The organism is Enterococcus mundtii (assembly GCF_003957375.1).
Taxonomy (GTDB): Bacteria; Bacillota; Bacilli; order Lactobacillales; family Enterococcaceae; genus Enterococcus_B; species Enterococcus_B spodopteracolus.
In genome coordinates this window covers 500653-527240 of record NZ_CP025473.1, presented here as the reverse complement: position 1 = coordinate 527240, position 26588 = coordinate 500653, and the positions used below count along the sequence as shown (strand labels likewise).

General features: G+C 39.5%; 21 protein-coding genes and 2 pseudogenes. 2 read left to right on the top strand and 21 right to left on the bottom strand.

The annotated features are described in order from the left end of the window. Positions 1-4: 4 nt before the first annotated feature. The 10 genes and pseudogenes from CYK55_RS02790 to CYK55_RS13680 all read right to left on the bottom strand — a co-directional run bounded on the left by CYK55_RS02790 (position 5) and on the right by CYK55_RS13680 (position 14389). Positions 5-1084, bottom strand: a complete 1080-nt coding sequence (locus tag CYK55_RS02790; protein WP_080693184.1) for a glycosyltransferase — start codon at positions 1082-1084, stop codon at positions 5-7. A 15-nt stretch (positions 1085-1099) separates the two neighbouring features. After that, a pseudogene (locus CYK55_RS02785) lies at positions 1100-2595 on the bottom strand (phytoene desaturase family protein). A 260-nt stretch (positions 2596-2855) separates the two neighbouring features. Next, positions 2856-4385, bottom strand: a complete 1530-nt coding sequence (gene cls, locus CYK55_RS02780) for a cardiolipin synthase (RefSeq protein ID WP_034690354.1) — start codon at positions 4383-4385, stop codon at positions 2856-2858. A 361-nt stretch (positions 4386-4746) separates the two neighbouring features. Further along, the gene (locus CYK55_RS02775) at positions 4747-6225 is read right to left on the bottom strand and encodes a WxL domain-containing protein (RefSeq protein ID WP_126133897.1); all 1479 of its coding nucleotides are present in this window, start codon (positions 6223-6225) and stop codon (positions 4747-4749) included. A gap of 77 nt (positions 6226-6302) precedes the next feature. After that, positions 6303-10283: a pectate lyase-like adhesive domain-containing protein gene (locus CYK55_RS02770; RefSeq protein ID WP_126133896.1), complete on the bottom strand. Its 3981-nt coding sequence runs from the start codon at positions 10281-10283 to the stop codon at positions 6303-6305. Beyond that, entirely contained in the window at positions 10270-11340 is a 1071-nt protein-coding gene (locus CYK55_RS02765) for a DUF916 and DUF3324 domain-containing protein (protein ID WP_126133895.1), read from the bottom strand. The genes CYK55_RS02770 and CYK55_RS02765 overlap by 14 nt, the downstream gene beginning before the upstream one ends. A 106-nt stretch (positions 11341-11446) precedes the next feature. Continuing rightward, positions 11447-12280, bottom strand: a complete 834-nt coding sequence (locus CYK55_RS02760) for a WxL domain-containing protein (protein ID WP_126133894.1) — start codon at positions 12278-12280, stop codon at positions 11447-11449. A 4-nt stretch (positions 12281-12284) separates the two neighbouring features. Further along, entirely contained in the window at positions 12285-12647 is a 363-nt protein-coding gene (locus tag CYK55_RS02755) for an LPXTG cell wall anchor domain-containing protein (RefSeq protein WP_126133893.1), read from the bottom strand. A 258-nt stretch (positions 12648-12905) separates the two neighbouring features. After that, complete coding sequence (locus CYK55_RS13685) at positions 12906-13850, bottom strand: hypothetical protein (protein ID WP_241234788.1); 945 nt, start codon at positions 13848-13850, stop codon at positions 12906-12908. Then, positions 13841-14389 (bottom strand): helix-turn-helix domain-containing protein, encoded by a 549-nt coding sequence (locus CYK55_RS13680; protein WP_241234787.1) that lies wholly within the window; start codon positions 14387-14389, stop codon positions 13841-13843. Before CYK55_RS13680 ends, CYK55_RS13685 begins: the two co-directional genes overlap by 10 nt. Before the next feature lie 202 nt (positions 14390-14591). Between CYK55_RS13680 and CYK55_RS02745 the strand changes: the two genes are divergently transcribed. Next, positions 14592-14888, top strand: coding sequence for an ArsR/SmtB family transcription factor (locus CYK55_RS02745; RefSeq protein ID WP_034689967.1), 297 nt, complete (start codon positions 14592-14594; stop codon positions 14886-14888). A 76-nt stretch (positions 14889-14964) separates the two neighbouring features. Next, positions 14965-16335, top strand: a complete 1371-nt coding sequence (locus CYK55_RS02740) for an aldehyde dehydrogenase family protein (RefSeq protein ID WP_126133892.1) — start codon at positions 14965-14967, stop codon at positions 16333-16335. A 496-nt stretch (positions 16336-16831) separates the two neighbouring features. On the opposite strand, the gene CYK55_RS02735 is transcribed toward CYK55_RS02740, so the two are convergent. The 11 genes and pseudogenes from CYK55_RS02735 to CYK55_RS02685 all read right to left on the bottom strand — a co-directional run bounded on the left by CYK55_RS02735 (position 16832) and on the right by CYK55_RS02685 (position 26386). Beyond that, positions 16832-17638 carry a tyrosine-protein phosphatase gene (locus CYK55_RS02735; RefSeq protein ID WP_034689968.1) on the bottom strand — a complete coding sequence of 269 codons (807 nt, stop codon included), beginning with the start codon at positions 17636-17638 and terminating at the stop codon, positions 16832-16834. Beyond that, the gene (locus CYK55_RS02730; protein ID WP_034689969.1) at positions 17639-18607 is read right to left on the bottom strand and encodes a dimethylarginine dimethylaminohydrolase family protein; all 969 of its coding nucleotides are present in this window, start codon (positions 18605-18607) and stop codon (positions 17639-17641) included. 32 nt (positions 18608-18639) lie between these two features. Further along, the gene (locus CYK55_RS02725; RefSeq protein WP_034689970.1) at positions 18640-18924 is read right to left on the bottom strand and encodes a hypothetical protein; all 285 of its coding nucleotides are present in this window, start codon (positions 18922-18924) and stop codon (positions 18640-18642) included. 280 nt (positions 18925-19204) lie between these two features. Further along, on the bottom strand, positions 19205-20635 hold the full coding sequence (locus tag CYK55_RS02720; protein ID WP_034689971.1) for a glycoside hydrolase family 1 protein: 1431 nt from the start codon (positions 20633-20635) through the stop codon (positions 19205-19207). A gap of 178 nt (positions 20636-20813) precedes the next feature. After that, positions 20814-21215 (bottom strand): PTS sugar transporter subunit IIA, encoded by a 402-nt coding sequence (locus CYK55_RS02715; protein WP_034689972.1) that lies wholly within the window; start codon positions 21213-21215, stop codon positions 20814-20816. Positions 21216-21228: 13 nt separating this feature from the next. Beyond that, positions 21229-22037, bottom strand: a pseudogene (locus CYK55_RS02710) (PTS system mannose/fructose/sorbose family transporter subunit IID). Next, entirely contained in the window at positions 22024-22914 is an 891-nt protein-coding gene (locus tag CYK55_RS02705) for a PTS mannose/fructose/sorbose/N-acetylgalactosamine transporter subunit IIC (protein ID WP_034689975.1), read from the bottom strand. Before CYK55_RS02705 ends, CYK55_RS02710 begins: the two are co-directional and overlap by 14 nt. Before the next feature lie 13 nt (positions 22915-22927). Continuing rightward, positions 22928-23407: a PTS system mannose/fructose/N-acetylgalactosamine-transporter subunit IIB gene (locus tag CYK55_RS02700; protein ID WP_034689976.1), complete on the bottom strand. Its 480-nt coding sequence runs from the start codon at positions 23405-23407 to the stop codon at positions 22928-22930. Positions 23408-23464: 57 nt separating this feature from the next. After that, entirely contained in the window at positions 23465-24442 is a 978-nt protein-coding gene (lacD, locus tag CYK55_RS02695; protein WP_034689977.1) for a tagatose-bisphosphate aldolase, read from the bottom strand. Between the two features lie 5 nt (positions 24443-24447). Beyond that, a complete protein-coding gene (locus CYK55_RS02690; RefSeq protein WP_126133891.1) occupies positions 24448-25641 on the bottom strand; it encodes an SIS domain-containing protein in 1194 nt (397 codons plus the stop codon). Position 25642: 1 nt separating this feature from the next. Beyond that, complete coding sequence (locus tag CYK55_RS02685) at positions 25643-26386, bottom strand: GntR family transcriptional regulator (RefSeq protein ID WP_034689980.1); 744 nt, start codon at positions 26384-26386, stop codon at positions 25643-25645. Between the last annotated feature and the right edge of the window lie 202 nt (positions 26387-26588).

Here is a 26588-nt window from a genome sequence, read left to right as displayed (position 1 = left end):
CCTCCTAAAGTTTGATTTTTCTTCCTTTCCAAGTCACTGATTTCAAAAGATAGGTTTGGATCAACGACCACAAAAACAAGAAAAGAAAGAAGATAAAAAAGAACGGAAAAACGAACAAGAAAAGCGGCTTGAAATTTCCTACACGTTTGGCAAATACAATACATTGGAGCACATACAGGCAATAAATGACCAGTGCGAGCGGCCATTGTTCCATACCAAAAGCCAACACTGAGCCAACTCCACCACTTATCCAGAGGATGACTCCTAACAAAATAAAGGGATTGGTTGCTCTAGAAGCTGTGGCAAAATCCTTTGTCCACCCTTGGATCAATTGCTTGAAACCTTCAGGATACATGCGAAAAGCAATCAACTCTTTCCCACCATATAAATGGATGGGAAATCCTGCCTTTTGAAAACGTTTGGCTAAAGCCATATCATCTAAGATCCCACGAGGCATATCTTTATGCCCATCGACTTGGAAATAATCGGTTTTCGAGCATAAGATACACGGCCCAAACGCCCCCGCTGCTTTTAATTTTTCACCCAGCACAGAAAAAGTATTCAACCCTACTAGAATGACCACATTGAAAACAAACGAGAACTGTTCATAAAAGCGAACAGTTTGATGAAACGGTTGAAGCGACAGCAAGCCACTATTCCCTCTTTTTTCGTATTCCTTCAATAGTCTTTCCAAACTATTGTCTGTCTGAAAAAAGGTATCTGCGTCTAAAAATATGAAATGCTCACTTTGGGCCTTTGTTGCACCTAACCAACAGGCAGCCGCCTTGCCATGCTGCTCACGATCATTTGAGTAAACTATTGCATCTAAGTTCTTGGCGATTTTTGCTGTATCGTCAGTGGAAGCATCGTCCACGACGATGATTTCTCGTGGTTGGATCGTTTGCCTTTGGATCGATTGTAGTAATTTTGGGAGCGTATTTGCTTCGTTACGTACAGGAATAATGATTGAAACATTTGTATCAAAACGTTTTGCAGAGGTTAGGTTTGTGATGAATGGCAGTCGATAAAAGATACACCAACCTGAAAGCCAAGCGACAAAAAGGACGATCATTATTAGTACCAAAATAAGCCTTCCTTCCTATACATCTGCTTCTCTTTGGGCAATCTTGTCACTCACTTGTTGCCCACTCAAAGTGACCATGGGCATACCTGCACCTGGATTGACTGTCCCACCTACAAAGTATAAGTTGTCATAGCACTCACTATGTTTTGCATGTTTGAATCCATGATTTTTCTTGCGATCAGATACAGTCCCATAGATTGCTCCACGATGTGATAAATAATTTTTTTGGATATCTTCCGGGGTCCAACGATTTTCATAGACAATATGTTTTCTCAAATCCGTTAGCCCCATCGTTTCCAATTTGATCAAAATACGTTCACGAAAAGCATCATATTCTGCTTCTGTAAATGGTTGATCTTGTAGATAAGGGATATGAGGTAAAATCTTGATATTCTCATGCCCTTCGATCGTTTGGGAAGGATCAGTCTTATTCACATTCACCAAATAGATCGTTGGGTCTTCTGGCAACTGGTGCTGATGGAAGTTTTGATCAAAATTTTCTTTCTCTGCATTTGAAAAGAAAAAATTATGATGGGCTAATTGCGGATATTCTTTATTAACACCTAAATGCAAGACAAACCCTGAACTTGCTGGTTCAAATTTCTTTTCTAACTTCTCAGTAAACGCTGGTTTTTCATCTAATAACTGTTCATAAGCCGGGATGACTTCCATATTCGAAACAAAATAATCTGCTTCGATCACCGTCCCATCTGCTAGTCGTGCCGAACGGATCTGATCATCCTCTACATTTAATTTTTCAACATAAATGCCGGTATGGAATGTCACGCCAATCTCTTTCCCAAGTTTCACGATTCCTTCCGCAATCTTGTGCATCCCACCTGGTACATACCAAACCCCTTGCGCATGTTGCATATAGATCATCATATTCAAAACAGCAGGTGCATCATAAGGAGACGAACCAACATACTTACTAAAATAACCGAGCATCTCCTGCATTTTAGGATGACTCACACGTTTAGCGATCCCATCATGCATCGAAGAAAAATAATCAAATCCTTTCAACGCTTTGATCACACCATGTTCTTTTAAAATCTCCATGGTCGAATCAAGCCCTTTGTCAAAATAACCGACTTCTGTGGCCGCATAGATTTCCTTCGCATAGTCTAAAAAATCTTGATACTCCCTCATGTCTTTTACAGTCAGCAAAGGATTTTCTTGAGCCATTTTCGTTAAATCACTGTATAGATCAATCGTTGTGTGATCAGGAAAAAAAGAACGCCACTGCAAATCTAATCGTTCGATCGGAATGTAATCTGCCATCTGTTTGCCACTCGTGAGAAACAGTTTTTCAAAAATTTGGGGCATCGTTAAAATCGATGGACCTAGATCAAAGCCAAATCCATTTGCTTCTAAACGGTTCAATTTCCCCCTAAATGATCGTTCTTTTCATATAGCGATACGTCGAATCCTTCTTGGGCTAAGGAAACTGCAGCAGACAAACCACCAAGTCCACCTCCCAGAACAATGACTGATTTCTGTTTGTTTTTCACAAAATCACCTCTTACTTTCTAAGTCTTAAAGCTCATTTCCACAGATGTAAATTCGTATGATCCAACTGTAAAAAAACACTTTACATCTATCTCTATAGTAGCATATCTCTAAAAAAACTTATTTCATTGCGCATTGTATTGTTATAAAACACTAAGAAAGGATAAAAGAAAAAACAGAAGAAACAAACACGTAAGAAACGCTTTGTCTATTCTGTCTTAAATTAATGGCACGTTCTTAGGCGCTGATTCCGTTGCTTCTATTAAAGTATCGGCACAAACAAGCCACTGATTTTCTCTTTGATTTTCGTCCATGCACTTCGCCGTTGCCATTCGTCTTTTTTGACCTTTTCGGCGTGGGCTAAATCTTCTGTAAAATGGACGTTCAATTCATCGATCGTTTTTGATGGACCATAAATGAACATTGATAGTTCATGATTGAGATAAAAACTACGAATATCAAAATTAGTCGATCCAATCGTTGCGACCACATCATCAACGATCATATATTTACAATGGATAAATGCAGTTGTATCGTAGATCGACACTTCAACTCCTGCCGATAACAACCCATCAATAAACGAGTTCGTCCCATGAAATGAAATCCCGCGATCGCCTTTTCCTGGTATGATCAATTGCACTTTGATCCCACATCGAGCTGCTCGTCTAAGCGCCCCAAGTGTTTCTTCATCTGGAATAAAATAAGGCATAGCAATCTTGATCGAATCAACTGCTTTACCAATCAAGTCATTGAAAGAGTCTTTGATGATCCTCTCTTGATCATACGGCCCTCCGTAAACAACCTGTACGATTTCTGAACCTTTTGGTTGTTCCGTTTGTAATGGAAAATACAGATCTTGCTGATTGATAAAATAAGTAATCGTTTCTGTCCCTTCATCGAGAAATAACCAATCATAAATGAAACATTCCTGCAACTCGAGTACAGAAGGCCCTTCGATTCGAACATTCGTATCTCGCCAATAAGAAAACTTTTTTCCGCGCCCACTATACTCATTCCCGATGTTCATACCACCAGTGTGCGCAATTTCCCCATCGATCACCACGATTTTCCGATGATTACGCCAATTGGCTTTGTTACTCAGCCACGGTGAGTTCAAGAGATCATAGGTTCGTACTTCTACACCATTTTCTCGCATCGTATCTAATAATCGATTCGGGAAAGCAATTGATCCGACACTGTCATACATAAAACGTACTTTGATTCCCTGTTGTGCTTTTTCGATCAAAGCAGCAACTAGTTCTTCGCCAGTTTCATCCCCTTTTATAATATAGAAGAAAACATGGACATGATGTATTGCCTGTTTGATATCGTGCAACAATGAAGCAAAAGCATCCGCTCCTTCTTTTAACAATGACAATTGATTATCTTTTGTTGGATACTTTGCGGAAAGATGGAAAATCTCATTGGAAAGATCGTGCTTGGCATGGATGATTTCTGAATGTTCCTGAAGAATTTTGGACACCGTCTCTTGTATGTTTCGTTCATTGTCTAGTTGCTGTTTCGATAACTTGCGTAATCGTGGCTCACGACCAATCAGATAGTACAGCATGATCCCGACGACCGGTAAAAATAATAACGCTAAGATCCAAGCAATTTTAGAGGTTGCTTCTCTTTGATCAAAAATCACTAAATAGCCACAAAGAAGAAAGGCAAAAATTTCCACGATCAGCCACGCATAAATGATTTGATTCAAAAAAATAATCAGCGAAACAGCTACAAGAATCAATAATATCAATAATATTTTGTATTGTTGCAATTTATTCTTTATCATATTTATCTCCATATTCGCTCGCTTCGTTTTTTTTGTTGCTTCTTTTTTCTGTGCCAATCAACGTTAATGGTGACAACACACCTTATATAGATTATATACGTTATAGTTACTCTAGTGTAAAGAAATCTCTCGTTTTCTTCGCACTTTTTTACAGAAAGTTTTCTACTATAGAAAAATACTTTTTTCCCTCAGTGTTAAGAAGATGAAAGAAGTGAAATACTATTCGTCATTTCATACTCTCTAAAACTGAGTAAATGTATTTAAAAAAAGAATGTTAGCAAAAATAAGCCAGAAATCCCGAAAATCTTGGGGGTTTCTGACTTATTTTTTGGAGCTGTATCTGGCTATCACAACTCTTTTTTTATTGATTTTCTGGAACACTACTCAATTCCCAAGTAAGTGTCGTTGAATATTCTTTGGCTTCTGGATTCGTTCCTTTCGGTACATACAAACCAACACTTTTATCTGCTGTCTCTGCATTCCCAAAACGATAGATCCAGGTTCCTGTTCCAGATTTTTCATCTGCTTGTAATAAGATTCTTTTAGTATTTGGTATGATTTTTTGGCCAGTTTCTTCTTTTAGCGCAGGCGCTGTTCCGCCTTGAGCTGTCACTAGTTCTTGATTGAGTAACTGGATCTCAGAACCAATCAATTCATGACCATTTTGATTACTGAATTGTCCATTCTGGGTAACCGATAATTGCCAACCACTTCGCTCATTGTCCGGTCGACGATCACTGATTTGGATAAAGTTTGGTCGTTCTTGTATTTCATTGACCGTGCCATCTTCGTTCAGTAAACGTTGGGGTTGGGCATAGTAGGTTTTATCCTTCACTGAGATATTCTGTTTCCCAAAATTGAAGCGAGAAATAAAATCGATACTTAATGCTCCTTGTTCTTCTGGAAGTTCTGGTTGATTTTCCGGAAGAACTTCATTTTCAGGGTCTAATGGGTCGACTGGCGCAACAGGATCAAAATTTCCAACAGTTAAAATAGTTGCCTCAGCAAAAGTCACATCATGGAAATCTAATGGTTGTGCTGGATTGATATTCCCTTGTTCATCATTTGTCAGTGGCGGATTTACAATTCCAGCTGCTTTTGCGGAACCGTTCTTGTCTCTTAAAAACACTTGGATTTCATCGTCTTCTGCTAACTGAATGGTACTAAGGTCAATGCTAAATTTCCCATTTTCATCCACCTCGACATTTTCTGTGTCGATTTTTTGTCCATTATGAGTAGCTGTCACCGATACATCAGGATTCTCGGAAACTCCTTCAATCTTTTGACTATTTCTTGAAATGATCGAAGAAGCAAATGTTGCTGGTTTCGGTGGAACAATTGGAAAGACTTCTACTGTTTCTGTCAAGATTTGATGGTCAAATCCAGTCGTCAATTCCCCACTACTCAACTCAACCTTGCTGATTCGAACTTTTGAACCTGCTTCTAATGGTTCATCCAGCTGTACTTCAAACAGTCCACCACGAGGTTCTTCATTGTAGATACTAATCCCTGGTGATTCATCTGAGTGTCCTACCGTTTTTGCCTTATACTCTTTTTTCTCTCTTGCAGGTGATTCTACTTCTATGGTAACCACGGCTTCATCATCCCAAGCTGGTCGACTATCATCTAATCCCACTGGAAGGCTCACTCGCCCATGAATTTTCGTATCGGCATTGGTTGGGACTCTGAGTTCATCTGCTATCGCCCAACGACCATTATTACTACTCAATCGACTGTATGCTGTTAAACCTAGAGTTCCAAACACTTCCGTATTTAGCTGTGTGGGGTCGCTTGTCTCTCTTAACGTATTAAAATTTGTTCCAGTAAACGAATAATCCATGCTTCGGAAGTCTAAATTGGGGTCACCATTCAAATCAGCGCCTTTTCGCCAAACAGATAAATCACTATTTGTTGCAGTTAGTGTCGATGCACCACTAACGTTAAATATGTTCCCCCACCAACGCGAGTATTTCTAAAGTCCATAAATAATGGATTATCAAAATCAACAGTTAAATTTCCAGCATTGAATATTCCTGCCGCGTCTGTAGCTGTTCTTCCTTGAGCAATGAAAGTGGCTCCATCACGCGCTTCAATTGCTCCTACCTGACTTTCCATATCGATCGCTGCACCGTTATCGGCAATAATTTGTACATTTGAGCCTAAACCATCGACTACAAAAGAATTATTTCCACCATTAGGATAATGTACCCCTTGATTGGCTAACCCAGATGAAGTATCTTGATTTATAGGTGTACCATTCCCAGGATTATAAATAAAAAATTGACCTTTATTCTTGATTTCAATATGGTTATTTCCACCATTCATTCGAATACCTGGTGTTCTGCCTCCAGATTTACTTATATTCATTTTTGCATTATCTATCGTAAACTGATATCCTCCAACACGTATAAATCGCAGTACAGCAACTGCACCATTAGCTGATGAATCAGTATTGCCTGCTGTTAAATTTAATTCTGACTTCTCTAATAAGTTAAATTGACCATTGGCACTGAGCAAACTTAATGCCGAGGCACGATTTGCATGGATGTTCAATTTTGCGCCTTCTGTCAATCTAACTTCAGCATTAGAGTTTGTAGCACCCCCACCCGTACTCGGAGCACCTAAAAAAACGGCTGCGTTTAATTCGGCTGCTGCAACATTACTAATAATCTCCATCTTTGATTCAGACCCACTCATTTGTAATAATGCACGTGCGCCATGTATGGCTATACTGTTCGCATTATCTGATGTTGCATTTACTCGGGCACCATTTTCTATAGCAAGTACTGAATCTGCTCCTGCTAACCAAATATTTCCACCAGAGCTGGCTGCTTCAAAAACAGCATCAGAGTGATCAAGTAAGACTGTACTATTGTTGCCGACCATATGAATATTGTGTCCGGCGGCTCCGTTCGCCTCCCACTGGCTCTTTGAGATGGCTAATTTATTGGTAGTTCCTGTTGCAGCATAACCGACGCCACTACCCTCTAGCTTTAAATTTACATCACTAGAATCAACAAGTGTCGTTGAATTATTTCCAGTTAATACTATTCCACGTCGATTGCCAGAAGTAATATCAATTGAAATGCTCGCTCCATCTGTTATATTTAGTTCTGGTTCATTTCCTCTGAGATGAACGGCATTATTGGCTGTAGCAGATCCTGCACCTGTTCCACTGGTAGTGGTTACACCTAATTTTGAACCACCTTCTAAGTCTATCTTAGGTCTCGCATTATTGTTCCCAACTTGAATATTTTCGGTAGTACCTGTTCCACCACCAGAAACTGTGAAGGTACTATTCTTTTTCAAAGAAAGTAAAGCATCGGTCCCTTCCAAAATCATTCCTTGAGAAGCACCTGTATCTGTCATTTCAATCGTACTCTCATTTAACAATACTTGTGGCGTTGCTCCTTGCAAATAAACTCCTCGACCAGTCATTGTTTTCATCGTCAGATGACTGTTATCCAAATTTAAGACAGGTGAAGCTCCAATCAAATTCATGCGTTGACCAGCCACTGTTTCGATGGATGTTTTGCTGTTTATCGCATGAAATCGTGCATCGCTTCCATTTATATTAATCCCTTGCCCACTTTGTGTATTTATATTAAGCTGGCTATCTTTGATTGTCAGATCAGCCTCTGCACCATTTAAATAGACCCCTCGGCGCGCATTGGAAATAACTGAAACATTTAGTTCTGATTCTTCTGATAGCGTCATTTTTGGTTGCTCACCACGTAAATGTAACCCATTATTCGCCGTATCCGAAGCACCACCTGTACCACTCGTAGTAGCAACCGTCACTTTAGACGCACCGGTCAGTGAGAGTTCTGGACGAGGGTTATTGGCGCCAATTTGGATGTTTTCAAATGTTCCCGTTCCGGCACCATTAATTGTCAGTTCGCTGTGTTCTGTTAAATCCAACAGCGCGTCTGCTCCTTGTAAAATCATTCCTTGTGAAGGTTGGCTATCTGTTATTTCAATCGTACTTTGTTTTAGTAACACTTGTGGCGTCGTTCCTTGTAAATAAATCCCTCGACCACTAGTAGCTCCCATTGATAATTGGGTCTGATCCAATGATAACTGGGGATTATCGCCGATCAAATTCAATCGTTGTCCGGTGGTACTTGTTAAACTCCCTGTAGATCCCACATAGTTGACTTTAGGTGATACACCTGTCAAGGCAAGTGTGGCTCCTGTTTCAGAACGAATATCAGTATGACTATTCGTTACAGAAAATGTTGGCTCCTCCCCTGATAGATTTACTGCTGATTGGGTAGTAGAGGTAACTGATAGTTCTGAGCTATCCACGATCACTTGAGGAGTATTCCCTGATAGATTCATGGCTGACTGTGTGGCTGAGGTCACAGATAATTTCGAATCATTCACAATTACCTGGGGATTATTCCCGGATAGATGTAACCCTCTTTTGGCTGCAGTACTTGTCGTCGTCAAATTACTTTTATCACGAACGGTGACTTTCGGTCCTGATCCAGTCATAGCAATCGTATTATTACTTGTGTTAGTAGGAGTAGCAGTCGTTCCTACTGTATTGATCGTTAAATTTCCAGCAGATTGGAGTGTGATTTCCGCATTTTCTCCTCTGAAATCAATCGCGTTGGCTACACCCGAAGTCGTAGTAATTGTTACAGTTGCGCCGGTTTCGATTGTTAGTTTAGGTTCGGAAACCGTCGCAGCTGCTAGAAAAATCGTGGCATTTCCACGACTGATCGTCACCTGCGCTTGATTGATTGCCTTGACTTCTTTTGCTTCAATGAAAGTTTGTGCAGAACTTGTACGTGTGAAGTTACTCGTCCCACCTGTAAATTGAACCGTTCCTTCTGGAATTGATGCTAGTCGCATCGTATTGGCATTGACTTCTGCCACATCTTCTATTTCTAATGTCCAATTGCGACTAACTTCTGTTGTTGCGTTGACTAAAGGAGTAGCACCGGTTTTTGTCACGGTTGCGTCCTCTATCCGAAAGGTCGTAGGTTCACTCACTTCTGCGAATTGAAAATAAAAACCATTGTTCCCAAAAGTCAGTGTATGACCGTTTCCTTGTATCTTGATTGGTCGGTCGATCGTCATGATATTGGCTGTACTTTCAGTCAAATTCGCTTGAACAGAAATCGTTGAAACATCCGGATCAGCAATGGCTTCGCGAAATTCTACCATTGTCGAAACTTCCGCTATCTGACCGGAAAACTCGTTTACTGTTGCTTCTTTCTTTTCTATTGACGACTCAGCTTCATCATCTGCGTGTTCATCAGTTTCCGCCACAAACGGATCATTATTTTCTGGTTCTGATAGTTCATGTTGACTCTCTTCTGTAGCATCATCTGTTCTATTATCAACTTTTTGTTCAAAACTTTTTTGCTCTTCTTCTGTTTGTTCAAGAGAAGTAGTCGGTGAATCGATAGAAATGGTCGTTTTCGCCTCTTCAACAGACGCTTCATAAGTTCCTACTTCTTGAAAAATAAGTGGTAACGTAAATGTTTCCCTTGGAGCCTCTGAGTGGAGTAGCCAATGATTCTCTTCCACTGTTTCTGTAATAGTCAATCCAGCGGGTAATCTCTCTTTATCCACAACTGCTTCTTTAGGTAAACGAATCTTGGCTTCTTGTGTTGGTTTATTCGCATAAAAAGATACGGATACAGGTTCTGTTACCTCACCTGTAACTCGCAGGTTGCTGGGAGAAAAACGTAAAGGGACCTCCGTCACTTCCCTCAACCCATCTAAATAGTCATTCGCAAGCATACTGCTGTCTGTTGTAACTTCTTGCACATCTACTGCTTCTACAGAAGTTGAAAATAGCACAGATGTAGGGAGTGCAACGGTTTGGACACAAAAAATACTTGTACATAAAACAACTAATTTATGATATCTACTCGTTGTCATTAACCGAATCATCCCTTTCATTTTTTTTCTTTTTCAACAATAACCAAACAATGATCAACAACAATAGGATGATCAGACTAATCGCTGCAACGATCCACCAATTAATACCTGTATCAATTGTGACATCTGCACGATTCAATGCTCTCGCTTCATCCACATCAATGGTAAACTTCCGTTCCCATTGCCATTCCTCTTCTCCAGAGCGTGCCGTCATTTTTAACAAATATTCACCACTGCGAAAACGATCGCCTTCTAAAGAAATCGGAAAATTGAAATTGGAGTTTGGCGCCATTTGCATCTGTTCTTGACTGGCTTGGTATAAAATTTCTTCTTCCCCCACTTTTTGAACCGTAGCTTCAACTTCTAAGCGATTCACAAATGTTGGGGTGAAGTTTTGTAGATTCGCACTGATGACATTGCGATAGTTGAGTTGATCGGCAAAAACATCTAACAACTCTAAATCAGGTTGTACAGCATCTTGTTTGTTGCTCACAACTACACCGATGATATACGCAAACTCATTCTGGATGGCGACCCCTTCTTCATCAGTTGTTTCGTCAGTTGTATTTTCTTTGACTTCTTCTATCCGTAAGCCACCAGCTAAGAAGCCGTCGAATGCTTCTTTAGGCATCTTCAGATCTAGCGTCACCGTTTTCGTTTCGTTACCACCAAGCTCGATGATTTCGGGTTGCTCGATCAACTCACCTAGTGAATGCTGGAGTGTGGGATCTGCTTTTTCTGCGTCTTGTCCGTATTCGACGACCCCCATCACGTTCGTATACGCAGTATGTGGCGTAATTTTGATTTTCTTTGCTTCGGCATTGGCGTTTTGTAGTTTCAATGTCAACTTTTCTGTCGCATCTGGCGCAAGATTTAATTGAAAATAACGATCATTTCCTGACTTTTGATTGTCTGAGAACTCCGGTGTTACATAGAAATTCAACGTTCCTTCTTCTGCCCCCACGCGCATCGGTACCAATAAACTAACCAATAATAGAAGCAGTACCATCCCCGCTTGTTGGATTTTCTTTTTTCGATATGTACTTGCTTGTTTCATTCGTTTACCCCTTCCTTTAAAGAGAGTAGCGCTACAAAATTGTAACGCTACGTCATTTGTTTCTATAATCTAAAATAGCTTGCCTTCCACCGATCCTAAATCTGGATTATAATTCGCCATTTTCTTCTTCTACACCGCTACTACCAGGTGTATTAGATAATTCCCAAGTTAATGTTGATTTATATTGTGTCGCATCTTTCGCTGTCTTACCAGGAACGAATAATTGGATTGCCTCATTGGTCACTACATCCGTCTCTGGATCCGCCTCTTGCGCATCTAGATTTGCTTGGTTCCCCCAAACAACGGAAGATACCCCTGCACCTTTATCTTTTTCAGCTGTCATCACGGATACCGCAGAAGCATTTGGCATCAATTTCAATCCACTTGTATGCACTCCTGGTGCATTTCCAGCCGTGTTTCCTTCATACTGGATTCTTGGATCCAACAATGAAATCTCTGCACCGATCAATGTATCATTCACCGTTGTACTCGTTGCTTTAAAGTCGGTCAGGCGTACTTGCAAATCCCAACCAGCATTCGTTCCACGAACATCTTGTACTTGTGCAAAACTGACATAAGGAACTTTGTTTTCTTCACCTGTTGTACCCGCTTTTTGTTGCTTTTCTGCGATCATATTGTAGGTTTGATCTTGATTCGAGATCACTTGTGAGCCAAAGTTCATCGTGACAGCTTTCATGATCGATAACGGACCTGTTGTTCCTGGCACTTCAGGCTCGATGTCTACATCTGGTCCACCTTCTGGTGGAATAACAACTAGCTCTTCCTCTTCATTTGGTGTAAATTCAATCGTTCCATCAGTTGTGACGTTACGTACTTCTTTTGATGTTTCTTCAGTTGTGTCGTCTGCGAAAGCTGTGATGCCTCCGGCAAAAATGGTGGATGTTAACGCTGCAATGGTAGCTAATCTAACGAATTTCATGTATTTAAATCCTACTTTCTTTTATTGTTTTTTTCATTTTGTGTTTCCAAAAACTAAGAGTAACGACGATGATCAGAATACCCAATATTTTCCAAGTATTCATCTGACTCTCGTTCGTTTGCGGTAATCTTTTATGCTCGCTCTTTGTCACTTCTGATGGTGCTTGAGCGATTTCTTTGGGAAAGGTTGGTTTTACTTCAACTTCGGGTGCTGGCTCTGGCGTTCCCGGTGTTTCATAGACGCCAGTAAAACCAATCGTCCCTTCAGTTTCCACCGAACGTACTTCTGTCCCATGAACAACTAGTGGTGTATACATTTGAATCAGTAACATACTTACACTTAGTATGTATCTTTTTTTGAATTTCATATCCCTCCCCCTACACTTGTTTCTGACCAGTAAGAGAATATTTTGTTGTTTCCTCTGCCTGTACATACAAGGTTAACGTAATACAAACAAAGAAGAAATTCAGGATTTGCACTAACTAGTGAACCTGATTGTAATCATTACAATCTTGTAGTTATATTCTCTTTATCTTTCTTATTACAAAACAAACAATCGAGAAAGAACCAATAGAAACTGCTTTCCTTAAGTCCTTCCTCAATTGAGTGCTATTTATTCGCTATGTCATGCTAAAAGCATTTTATCAATTAGAGGGTTCATGCTTGTTAAAATATTAAGCCAATCGTTTTTATCCGGTACGCGATTAATCAACAGGTAATCTTTTTTTAATTGATAGTCTAATAAGTATGGTCGATAATTGGTCACGATCAAGTCAACATGTTCAACATTCAAACGTTCCTCTGTGAGTTCTTGTAACCGAATAAATAGAACGTTGTGTTGCTTTGAAAGAAGTTGGATTGCTTGGACTTTGATCAGTTGAACCATCAAGTGATTCCCTTCTAAAAGAAACAATACTGTTTTTTTCGGACCATAATAAGAAAATAGAATCTCTGTGTACATTGTTAAACTCGCTACGACATCATCCAAATAGGCTTCTGAAAAAGCCAGTGATTTTTGATTTCTAAGGATAAATTGCTTGTTTTTTTCATAGGGTATGGCGTATAGTTCTTGGATGGTTCTATTTTCCTCACTTAGTAGCTTATTCAAAATAGGACAGATTTCATTATTGATTTTTCTACCTAGAAAAAATGCTTTTAGGAAAATTGGTAAGACAGAGTCATTTGCCACATCGATATGAAATACTTCAAAATAGGACTCGACAACTGCAGTAATTTCAGGCCATTGATTATACTGCTCGAAAAAAGTTACCTCATGTGACACGCTATCAATGGTTCGTTGACTTACGGTAACAAAGAAAAGCCAGATCAATTCGTCAGGGTGTAGAGTAATTCCATAGTTTTCTTCGATAAGAGGAACAATTTCAGAAAGCAAGACAAAATCTTCTGTATCTGAAATTTTTATACCCTTGATGCTTTGTGGAAGTATAATGATGTGTCCTTGCTGATTTCTGACCATTGAAATGTATACACAATAATAAAAAGCATTGACCATGATCCCTGTCCCAAATTCATACTTACCAAGACGTTCACCTAGATTATCTAAAAACATCTGGTGGATACTTTCTGGGGATAGACCGTATAAGGAGTAGGCTCCCCTTCGTAAAAGAAATCAAAAAAGAACTTGCGGATATTTCCTTCTTCTCCAACAAGATCTACTGGTTTCAAACTAAGTGAAAGCTGATATTCTTCTAACGCCTCATTGATTTGAGATACTGCACGTAGCATTGTACTTTCTGAATAGCTATAACGATCCGCTAATTCTTCAATCGATACTAGTTCTCCGAAAAATATATCGCTAACGATCTCAAACCAAATTTCAGATTCTAATAAAGCTTCTTTCTTTTCGTGATACAGTTGGCGATTTGTTTCTTTAAAAAAATAACCAGATGTATTTGACTCAAAAATTGCAGTATCTTCAAAGTATTTTTTCAATTCGCTAACGTCTTTTAGGATCGTCCGTTTAGATATCACAAGTTGCTGCGAAAGACCAACAATTGTAAACATATTTTGTTGTTCGATGACATTTAGGATACGCATCCACCTTTCCGTAATCGTGTTCGTGATAAACTTTAATTGTAATTCTCGCATCTAAGCACCTCATTTGTTTTTTATATCTATTCTTAAAAAAAATAGATTGTAAACATGTATAACAAAAAAAGTGAAAAAATACTAATAATAAATAAGTAAATAAACTAAAAATAACACACTTATGGTACCTTTTTATGACAGAAACACCGGTTGACAGGTTTCAACTTATGATGTTACTCTCACTTTAACAATTGAGGTCATTATGCGAGAAACATTTTTAGCGTTATTACGGGATTCCACGCCGCTGTTTGCAACATTACAAGAAGAAAATCGTCAAGAAATCGTCAGTTTACTAGTAGAAAAAGGCGGCTTAAGCGTGACAGAAATCACAGAAGAAATGTCGATTTCTCGCCCAGCTATTTCTCATCATTTAAAGTTACATTTACAAGCAGGGATTGTGTCTGTCGAAAAACGTGGCAAAGAGTGGATCTATTCTTTGGATGTTGCCTACATCCAACGTAACTTCAAAGGATTTATGCAACTATTGGAAAAAATATAACCAGGCTACGGCTTTTCTTTTTAAATAAACAGGTTCATAAGTTCGAACATATAAATCGATTAAAAGGAGAAAACGGATGATCAACCAACTTTTACAAGAGCAACAACAATTTTTTGAAACAGGACAAACAAAATCAATTGATTTTCGCTTGGCACAATTAGCAAAACTGAAACAAGAAATGAAAGAGAGCGAGATTGAATTGACACAAGCCTTGTTCAAAGATTTGCGAAAACCAGCACATGAAGCATACGTAACTGAAATCGGGGTCGTCTATCAAAGCATTTCTATGATGATCAAAAAATTAAAAAAATACGCGAAACGTCAAACCGTTCATACACCGATCTATATGTGGGGAAAAAGTTATCTTGATTATGAACCTTATGGACAAGTCTTGATCATCGCACCTTTCAATTATCCTTTTCATTTAGCTATCGAACCACTGATTGGGGCGATTGCTGCGGGGAATACGGTAATTTTGAAACCAAGTGAATTAGCACCCAATGTATCCAACGTTCTGGCAAAGCTGATCCGTTCAATTTTTCCCAAAGAGTACATTGCCTCGGTCGAAGGTGGTGTGGACGTAACGACTGAATTACTCGCACAAAGATTCGATTATATCTTCTTTACTGGCAGCGTACCTGTCGGAAAAATCGTAATGCAAGCTGCCGCAAAGAATTTAACACCCGTCACTTTAGAATTAGGTGGCAAAAGTCCCGTGGTCGTCGATGATACTGCGAATCTAAAATTAGCAGCCAAGCGGATCATTTGGGGAAAATTGCAGAACAACGGACAAACATGTATTGCACCAGATTATGTTTTAGTGTCTCGTAAACGAAAAGAGGCATTAATCAAAGAAATGATGATTGCCATGAAAGAATTTTATGGTTCTGATGTCAGAAAAAATACAGATTACGGCAGGATCATCAATGACCGGCATTTTATGCGACTACACAATTTGTTGAAAGTAGATCAATCATTCATCGCCGCGGGTGGTGAAACCAATCGGGCAGACTTGTTCATTGAACCGACTTTACTAGACCTTCCTTCCCATGAAGCGGCAAGTATGCAAGAAGAGATTTTTGGTCCGATTTTACCAATCTTGTCGTTCGATACGATCACTGATGCAATCACTCAAATCAAATACTATGAAAAACCATTAGCATTGTATCTTTTTACAACCTCTACTAGGAATAAAGAGAAAATCATGTCGGCCATTTCATCAGGGAATGTCACCGTCAATGATGTACTCAAACATGTCGCGAACCACCATTTGCCTTTCGGCGGAGTTGGAGAATCTGGTATAGGCGGTTATCATGGCAAGTATAGTTTTTTGACTTTCTCTCATCAAAAAGGAGTATATGAAAATCGATCGAAATTCAATGTCCCCGGCTTATTTCCGCCATATAATGAGCGAACTTTAAAATTACTGAAGCAAATATTGAAATAGATATCCAGTCATTTTAGAATAAATAGAATGATGCCTCTCCCGTATCTCCTAAAACTGAATTAACAGCAAAAACAGAAGTACAATCATTGAAAATAAGGTGACCACCATGAAAATTGCTCTGCCAATTTTTGTGGTTGTCGCCTTATTTCTCAAGTCTAAACACTCCTGTCTCAACCTCATTTTCAAGCAATATGATTTGGCAAAAAAAAGGAAGTTTTACCCTCGTTGCTACAATATAGATCCAATCTGATAGTTACTTTGATTATTAAAAAAATGAGAGGGGCTACCCCACAACAAAAAAATTTTACCCTTATGTATTGTATTCATTAATCAATCGAATTATTTTCCTATTCTTTTATTGATTATTAAAAAAACTGACCTAATTTCTTAGATCAGTAAATATCTCTATAGAGTTGATTAAATATGAATAGCCACTTACAAATTTTCATAGAAAAAGCAATATATTCACTTTTACAGGAATGAGAAAGAGTAAAACTCACCCTTTAAGAAATTGATGATTCATTGCCTGTAAACTTAGTTGATCGATAGCCAATGCTTGTTTCAAATAAGTTTGGATCGACCCGTATTCCTTTTCTATCACTTGATAAAAACGGTCCAAGTAACTACTGTCCACATTCAATGCAACATTTAAAGCAGCTAGATTCCCCTCGTTCAAGTGGACTTTTTTAGCTTGCGCCAAAATCAATGCATTTTCTTTTTTACGTAGTTCATTCGTGCGTAAATAATCGACATAGATTGCCTTACGAGGAACGTCTAATGACTCTAATATTAGCAAAGCTGCGATTCCCGTTCGATCTTTCCCAGCAAAACAGTGAAATAACAGACTTTCCTCTTGATCCAAAGTAAGTACTTCTTGGAAGAAACGAGCATATCCTTTCTGTGAAGTGGGATTCAAGGCAATATCTTCATATATTTTTGTCATATAGTTCGTGGCTTTTTCAGGTGAGCCGATTTTCACAAAATCTTCCAGCCCAGCGCCTTCTTCTGCCACATCTTTCATGATGTCGATATGAATATACTTCGTTTGTGGAACAGGTTTATCTGGTCGAGCTTGGATTTCATCTTCGCCACGTAAATCAACGATTTTACTTAAACGATAGGAGGTTTCTAAATGTTTAGCATCTTCTTCTGTCAAACTAGATAATTCACCTGAACGCAAGAAAACATTTGTTAAAACTTCTTTGCCATTTCTATTTTTGATGCCACCGATATCGCGAAAATTTGTGATTTTTACCATTTCTGCAATGACCTTCCTTTTTCCATATTTTAGGATTTTTTCCACTTAGTTCCTCAGAAGCGGTTGCGTACTGCATCTGAAAGAACCACCAAAGATCCTTGTCAGTTGATAGTCAACATACTCGACGGTGATTCCTCGTTTCTCTAATTCTTCTCCAATAAACATAAATTCTGGATCTGTGATGTACGTTGTTTCATTGATCGGCAAGCCATTCGTTGCCAAGCGAGAGGCTTGTGCTAAAGACACATCTACCCGATCCCAATGGCTTAATTGTTCTGGGATACCACTTAGGAACGCTTCTTCACACACGATCATCAATCCATCTTTGACAAGGCTTAATGCGCAGTCTAAATGTAGGATCGTCGGATGAAGTGGCACTTCGATCACTTTGTAGCCAAATCGCTTGACTAGATTTCTTAACCATTCAATACCACGAGTATTGGATGCTAACCCTGAGTTACCTGCAAAAATCGTTTTTCCTAATACTAAAACATCTCCACCTTCTAAGAAAGGCCCTTGTTCTGAATCGATACCTTGCGAAATATCCGGCTTAGGAATAGAAAAATACAAGCAGTCATTCTCATTCGATTCATTCATTAGTAGCTCACGAATCGGTAGAATCTCATTTCTGCGGTGTGGGAGCTTCAATGAGCCTTCAATCAATAGATCCCCGATCGTAAAAAAGGGATCTCGGGTGAAAAAGTTACTGTAGCCATACTCTAGTCCTAGTTCTTTTTCAAAAGAGGTCAATTTTCTTGGTAAAAGGACTTCTACCTCATGTTTTTCTAGTACTTTTTGTAAATTCTTTCGTTCGACTTCCCAAGCTTTTTGTTGTTCTGGGAAAGCTTCACTAAAGTCTTTGCCTATCACTTCAGGCCCACTAAATAATTCATGGTTTTCTTCTGTCAAGAAATCGACACCGGTTAATTCTTTCGTAGGAAAGCCAAATTCAGACTGTGCTAAAACGACCCGTTTTAGCGGTGCAAACTCGCTTTTCACAAAAATATGATCCATCGTTTCTGCTCCTCCTCGATTTGTTCGAATCTTTACAGGAAATAACATGCGAAACCAACCAAAAATATTAAAACAATCAAAGCAATCATTGGTTCGACCCATGTTTTTTTCGAAGAAAGAAAGACATTTTTCTTATTTTTTACAAATCCCCAACCAAAATTTCTAGGGAGTTGTACTTCTAATATCATCCCACCTGATAAAGGCAACAGTGCCACTTTATATCTGGATTTTGCAAACAAAAACAATGACATAAAATAAAGACCGAACTGGATGATTTTGATCAATCGAATGATTTGGATATTTTTGATTTTTCTCACTATTTCTCTCCTTCTATCCTAGCGGTTATCGTCTAACAATAACACCCTTTCTCTTTTTCTTAGGATATTTTTTAATTATTTGGTTAAAAGAGCGTCCTATTCCGTTACCTCTGCTCCCCAACCCCCACTATCTGTCAGAAGCAACTTTTTTACTATAGCATGAGTTGACTTCGTCTAGATCAAATCGATCATAATCGTTGGTTTTAGACTCATAACCTGCAAAATCACTCACTAAATAGCCCACATCCAGTCGATTGGAGGTGGGCTATTTTCTACCGAATTATTTCATTTCTACGCTTTCACCATTTGTCGCAATCACTTTTTGATACCAGTAAAATGATTTTTTAGGCGAGCGGGCCAATGTTCCGTTGCCCTCGTCATCTCGATCGACATAGATAAAGCCGTATCGTTTACTCATTTCACCAGTTCCTGCACTGATCAAATCAATACAGCCCCATGAAGTATACCCGATCAAGTCCACGCCATCATCGATTGCTTTCCCCATTTCTTGGATATGTTGGGCGAGATAATCGATTCGGTAATCATCATGGATCGAGCCATCGGATTCTACTTTATCGACCGCACCAAGTCCGTTTTCTACGACCATCACTGGGATTTCATAGCGCGAATAGATTTGATTCAAGGTATATCGCAGTCCGACCGCATCAACTTGCCAACCCCACTCGCTTGTTTCAAGATACTCATTGGCAACCCCACCAAATAAATTGCCGCCACTTTTATCTGACCGAGTATTTAGATCATGTGCTATACACGTACTCATGTAATAACTGAACGTATAGTAATCGACAACGCCTTCCTTCAGGAGTGCCAAATCCTCTTCTGTGATGTCCACTTCGATTTGTTCTTTTTCAAAGTAGCTTTTCATGTAATAAGGATAGGCTCCTTTGACTTGGACATCGCCACAGAAATAATTTAACCGGTCATTCATTTGTTGCGTCTTCAACACATCTAATGGATGACATGTTTTGGGATACATCGTGATATACGCCAACATACAGCCGATCTGAAAATCCGGATTGATGTTATGTCCAGCAATCACCGCGCGAGCAGAAGCAAGGAAGACATTGTGTAAGGCTTGATATTTTTCTGTTTCCGTATACGTTCGATTGAATAATCCATTGATTTGTTTGCCATGCTCTAAGACACCAAAATTGATTTCATTGAAGGTCAACCAGTATTTCACTTTGCTTTTGTAGCGTTCAAAAAGTGTCGTTGCGTAACGTTCGTAATACTCGATCGTTCGTGTGTCTAAAAATCCGTCATACGTTTTTCCCAAATGAAACGGTAACTCAAAATGTGAGATCGTCACGATCGGTTCGATCCCATATTTATGTAGCTCATCAAACACTGCATCATAGAATTTCAAGCCTTCTTCATTTGGCTGTGCCTCATCCCCATTAGGAAAAATCCGTGTCCACGCAATCGATAAACGATAGGCTTTAAATCCCATTTCCGCAAATAATGCGATATCTTCTTTGTAGCGATGATAAAAATCAATCGCTGTGTGGCTCGGATAGTAATACTTGGTTTCATCAATCACCAAATCAAATGTGCGCCGTTCCCCCATCTCACGATTGCCTGCCCGATTGTGATCGCTGATCGAATCTCCTTTGCCATTGACATCCCATGCTCCTTCACATTGATTCGCCGCTGTTGCACCACCCCATAAAAAATTCTTCGGAAAACTCATCAGTCATTGCCCCTTTTCAGTTTGATATGATAGCCTTACCGCAGTTATTCTGCCGTTGGGTATAAAAAAAGACCCAATCTACCACCTAAAAAGGCCGTTGATCAGGTCTAGCTTAACTGAATAATCACTATCCTAACTAAAAAGATACTATTTTTTGTAAACGTTGTCAAATATTGATTTATTCGTCATCTTCAGCCAATGCAGCAATCACTTGGTTCACATTCAGAATATTTTCTGCACCAGAGCGAACATATTCCGGCGCCGATCCAACCATTTGACTATTGATAAATTCGATGACCATTGGCATATTCATGCCTGCATATAATTCGATTGCTTCGCCTTCCATGATCAATTGAGCAATACTATTTGCAGGTGTCCCACCCATCAAATCACAAAAAACGACATAGTCTTCCAACGAAGAAACGACCGCAAGAAATTTTTCTTTGAAGTCCTCTGTTCCTTCTTCTGGCAATAAAGCCACAGTATGAATATGAGCTTGCGGTCCCATGATCATTTCGGTACTTGCCTTTAGTCCTTCACAAAGTCCTCCGTGACTGACAAGAACTAACTGTTTGCTCATTTTCACCACTCTCCTATTTTGAAATCACACCTAAAGCGGATAAAACGACACAGATGATCAAGACGATAAAAATTGCTCTTGTGGATGTCATATTCTTTTTGCCTAATAACCAATAGACACCACCAACGATCGCGGCTGGTAATAATTTAGGCAGGATCATATCAATATTATTTTGCATGTTCATCGTCACATCACCAATGCTCGGCGCCCAGGAAACTTGTACATTCACCATTGTAGCAACTAATGCCCCGACCATAAACACCCCTAACAAAGTGGCGGCATCTGTGAGGGCTGTTAACCGTGATTGCATCGTGGTCACTAAAGAAATTCCTTCCTTATAAGCAAATTGCAATTGTTTCCAACGAAAGACCATGACTGCGATTTGTGCTACTATCCAGATAAAAATCCCCGCGGGTTCCCATTAATTGCCATATTTGCGGCTAATGCCCCAAAAATGGTCGGGATCAATGCGGCGAAAATGGAATCGCCAATCGCGGCGAAAGGCCCCATCAATCCAGCTTTCATCCCGGAAATGGTTTCTTTTGCAGCAATGCCCTCTTTTTCTTCAATTGCTAAATCGATCCCAGTAATGATCGTGTTGAAAAAGTTAGAGGTATTAAAAAATTGTGTATGAGTCTTCATTATTTCTTTTAATTCCGGCGTATCATCTCCGTAGATTTTTCGCAATTGTGGCAGGATCGTATAGAGATAACCTGAACCTTGCATCCGCTCATAATTCCAGCCTAATTGGAAGGTCAACAAGCTTCGGCGGTTGATTTGTGTAAAGTCTTCTTTCGTTAACTTGTAATTAGATTTCGTCATCTTCGATTTCTCCTTCCTCAGAGGTTGTATGGGGACTTGCTACTTGCTGGTTTTCTGTTCGTTGATTGTTTTTATAGCTGATCGCTGCTAAAGAGAAACCGATCATTGCTACTGCCAACATCGGTAATGAATTGAAGGTTGCCGGCAAATCTTTGACGACACTTGCGACACTCGTGCCAAGCAACTGGACATTTGAGAACAACGTTGCTAATAAGGCAGTGATCGTAAAACCTAAAATCAGATAGGGAAAATGTTTCTTGACCGGTAAATAGCGTAGTAAAATAGCAAAACCAACAGCTGGTAAAACGGCTCCTGCGACAGATAAGCCATCGCCTAACCATTTCAACTCGCCATTTAGTACAGCGACGACGTTTTCGACTAATCCGCCACCAAATGCTAAGGCTAAAAAGACAGGGATCAAACGTGACAAGGACCAAGGAAGAGCACCTAATAAATAATTGCGTTCAATTGCTTGATAATTCATTGTTTCGACATGTTGGTCGATACGATGAGCGAAGTACGTATTCGCAAATCGAGCTAAAATATCCAATTGGATCATTAAACTAGCGACAGGAACTGCAATAGCCGCAATTGCCTGTTCTGGATTCATCCCTAATGAGATGGAAAAAGCAGTTGCTAGTATCGTTCCGGAGTTTGCATCGATCCTTGAAGCACCGCCAAATGTTCCAACACCTAGAACGGTCAATTGCATACTACCACCGATGATCAATCCAGCTTGTAAATCCCCCATGACTAATCCGGTGAACAAACCGGCAAAAACGGGGGCACTCATTGAGGAATAAATTTGTAGTTCATCTAAAATCTGATAACCTGCATATAAAGATAATAATAAGATTTGCCACCATTGAATGGACATCTACTTAACCCCCTTATTTATTCAAAAGACTCATAAAATCTTCTGATTTATCACTTGGTACCATTTGTGCGGTCAAATGGACCCCACGCGCATGTAACTGTTTGAAATCCTCCATATCCTTTTCCACCACATTGATCGATTTGGTGATTGATCTGGTTTCATTTGTCTGAGACATATTCCCTACATTGACTTCCTTGATCGGCACGCCTCGTTCAACAAGTTTCAATAATCGATCAGGTTTTTTGGCGACGATCAGTAAGCGTTGGGAGTCATATTTCCCAGCGAGAATATTCTCTGCAGCTTTTTCAATCGGTAAGACACTTAACTTTACTCCTGCTGGTGTGGCTAATTTCAAGCCACTTTTTTCTACTGTATTCATTGCAACCTCATCATCTACAACTAGTATCCGAGTAATCGACAACTTCGTTACCCAAAGATTCGCGACTTGTCCATGTATCAAACGTCCATCGATTCTTACACCAATAATTGCCATTGTTCATTCTCCTTTACCACTAAATTTATCATTCTTAAACCAAAGGTAGCGCTTACATTATTCACCTGTTTTTTGATACCAAGGTGTTGCTGTCTGGTTGATTACTTGATTCAAGTTCTCAATATTCTTTCTACCTTGTGTCCGTAGCCATTTGATGGCTCCTTCTTTCCCAGCATCTACATAAGCTTTGACGCCATCTTTCCAAGTCGCTCTTCCGCACAAGACACCATTGAAGGTGGAACCTGACTCATGAGCAAAGACTAGTGTTTGTTGGAATAATTCAGAAGATACACCCGCACTCAAGAAAATGAATGGCAAGTGAGTCGCCTCGCTTTGTGCCTTGAAAAAGTCAGCTGCTTCTTTTTGACTATAGACGATTTCCTTGTCACCAAAACCTTCGACAAAGTTCATATTGACTGGTACTTCGACTTTCAAAACATCTACTTGGTAGCGAGGCTTTGAAAATTCTCTCATCATTTCAATCACTTTATGCGGTTTGACCTTTGCATACTCCGATGAAGCGTTATCATTTATGTTTGCATCATAAGAAAGCAGTTCTAAATAAAACGGGCGATCCTCTCCTGCACATTCACTTCCTAGACGTTCAATAAAGACATGTTTCAAATGATTGATTTTTGGATCTTCATCAACGTCATAATAAAGTAAAAATTTCACTGCATCTGCTTGTTCTTCTTTTAATCTCAAGGAAGACCAGTCTCCTAATAGATCTGGTAAACGTCCAGGAGTCGATACGTCATAACCCGTTTTTTCATATGCCAAGAGCAAACCAGCGGATTGATCACGTACTTTGGCCGCAGGCAAACCATATTCAGGATCTAATAAAATAGCTGAAGCATAGGGCGTCAACTCACGAGAAACCAACGCTTTGAACTCAATCAATTGTTCATCTGTGGGTGTTTCTCCTAAAGCCGACAGCATTTTCTTCAATGCCCCCCGCTGATCGATTGCTAATGCACTGATGATGCCGTCTTTTGTTGCTAATCGTTCCATCGCTTTTTTCTTATTTGGTGTCATCGTTTTTATTGACCTCCTTGTGATTCATTTTGGTACGCATGGATCGTCACACCTTTGACTACTCGATTCACCGTTCCTGTCGGTGAAGGTGTGTCAGGCGTATTTCCGACTTGGATCGACATCTGCAAAGCAATGATTTGTGCGGTCAGGATCATCACAACAGATAGATAGGCATCGGGTAATTCTAGCGCGACTGGTTCTAGGAAAAAGTTTGCTCCAGAAAAGTCTCTTTGCGTCGATTGAGCAATGGCTAACACCTTTGCAGCAATAGCATTGCCATTGATTTCCTCTAAAATATCTAAATCATAGTTGCGTGTGTACTCTTGGTTCGTCACAAACCCAATCACTAAGGTTTGCTCATTGACAAAGGATTTTGGTCCATGACGAAAGCCCATCGAAGAATCAAAGATCGTCGCGATTTTCCCAGCAGTCAACTCTAAGATTTTCAGCTGTGCTTCTCTTGTGGCGCCAGCCAAGCTACCTGAACCAAGATATGCGACCCGATTGAACGGTACTGCTAAAAATTGGCTCAGTTCTTGCTCTCTTTTTAGAACATCTTTGCCGATACGGATCAAGGAATTAACATACTTTTGTTTTGTTTCTTGGTTCGTTTGATCAAACAGCCAAAGGGCACTCAATAACATACATGTAAAACTACCTGTCATGGCAAAGCCAGCATCATTTGCTTTTTGTGGCATCAACAACAAGAAATGTTGCGATTGTTCACGTGCAACTTGTGCTAATTGTCCATCTTCTGCACACGTAATCGCTAAATGAAACAACGTATCCACCACTTGATCGGCGATTTTGACCGCTGCCAGACTTTCCGGACTATTGCCACTTCTAGCAAACGAAATCAATAACGTGGGTTGATCCGGAAACAAATACTCTCTTGGCGAAGCAACAATATCAGTCGTACCAAAACTATGAAAAGCAAATCGTTTGGTGTCTCCATGCTCATTCAAGTAAGGAACAAGCGTATCGCCTACATATTGAGAAGAGCCTGCACCGGTAAAGATGACTTGGATTTGTTGCTTGTTTGCTTGTTTTTCAAGTTCATCAAAGAAAAGAGTTAATTCATTTTTCTTCTCTTCTAAGATGTCCACAACCACTTCCCACAGATTTGGTTGTTGTTTGATTTCTTCTGTAGTGATCCTTGCCCCTATTTTTTCTAATTCATCCTTCGACAGTTCAAACATGTTATTTTCCTCCTAGATTACTCCGAACATGACGGATCTTATAATGGAATTGGTCTGCTCTTGCGATACTATCGGTGTATTCGATGATCTCGTTTTTAATATTGAATGTCGTCCGTTTCAAATGTAGGATCGGCGCACCATCACAGATGTGCAGTAACTCCGCATCTGTTGCGTACACAATACTCGCATAGAATTCTTCTTCTGCCACTTGGACATGTTGATCAAAATCCTGCAGAAAGACATCATATAAAGGCTTACTTTCCAATAACGATAAATCAAGACCAAGAAATAGTTTTGCTGGTAAATAAGATCGCTCAACCATTAAAGGTACATCGTTCGCCAAACGTAATCGTTTGATCTTGAAAATCGCTTCGCCTAAATTGAGATTCAAACATTCAGCCAACTGCTTAGTCGCAGCTTGTTTTTCAAAAGCTAAAATAACCGTTTTCGGTGTACGCCCCAATGCCAACATTTCTTCTGTGAAGCTGTAAGCACCTGCTAAACTCGCTGCTTGATGCGATAAGTCACTGACAAACGTCCCTTTTCCATGTTTTTTATAAATATAGCCAAGTGTTTCTAATTCCCGTAATGCCAATCGAACCGTCGTCCGACTCACACCATAGTAGAGACATAATTCCCTCTCAGACAGCAATTTATCATGGGGGATCATTTCTGTCTCAATTCGTTTCTTTAGCACATCAACTAGTTGATAATATAACGGTTTCCCTTTACGAGAATTTTCCATTTCTTTACCCCTTCCAACTGGTTATAACCACAAGACAATCGTAAAGTAATAATAACTAGCTGTCAACATAAAAATCGTTTAAAAACCTCTACATAACAACGTTTACATTAACTATATATAAAAAAATTTTAAATACCTCGAAAATACCACTTAAAATAAAAAAACAGCATAACCCTCATAAAAAGAAACATAAAGCTTAGCC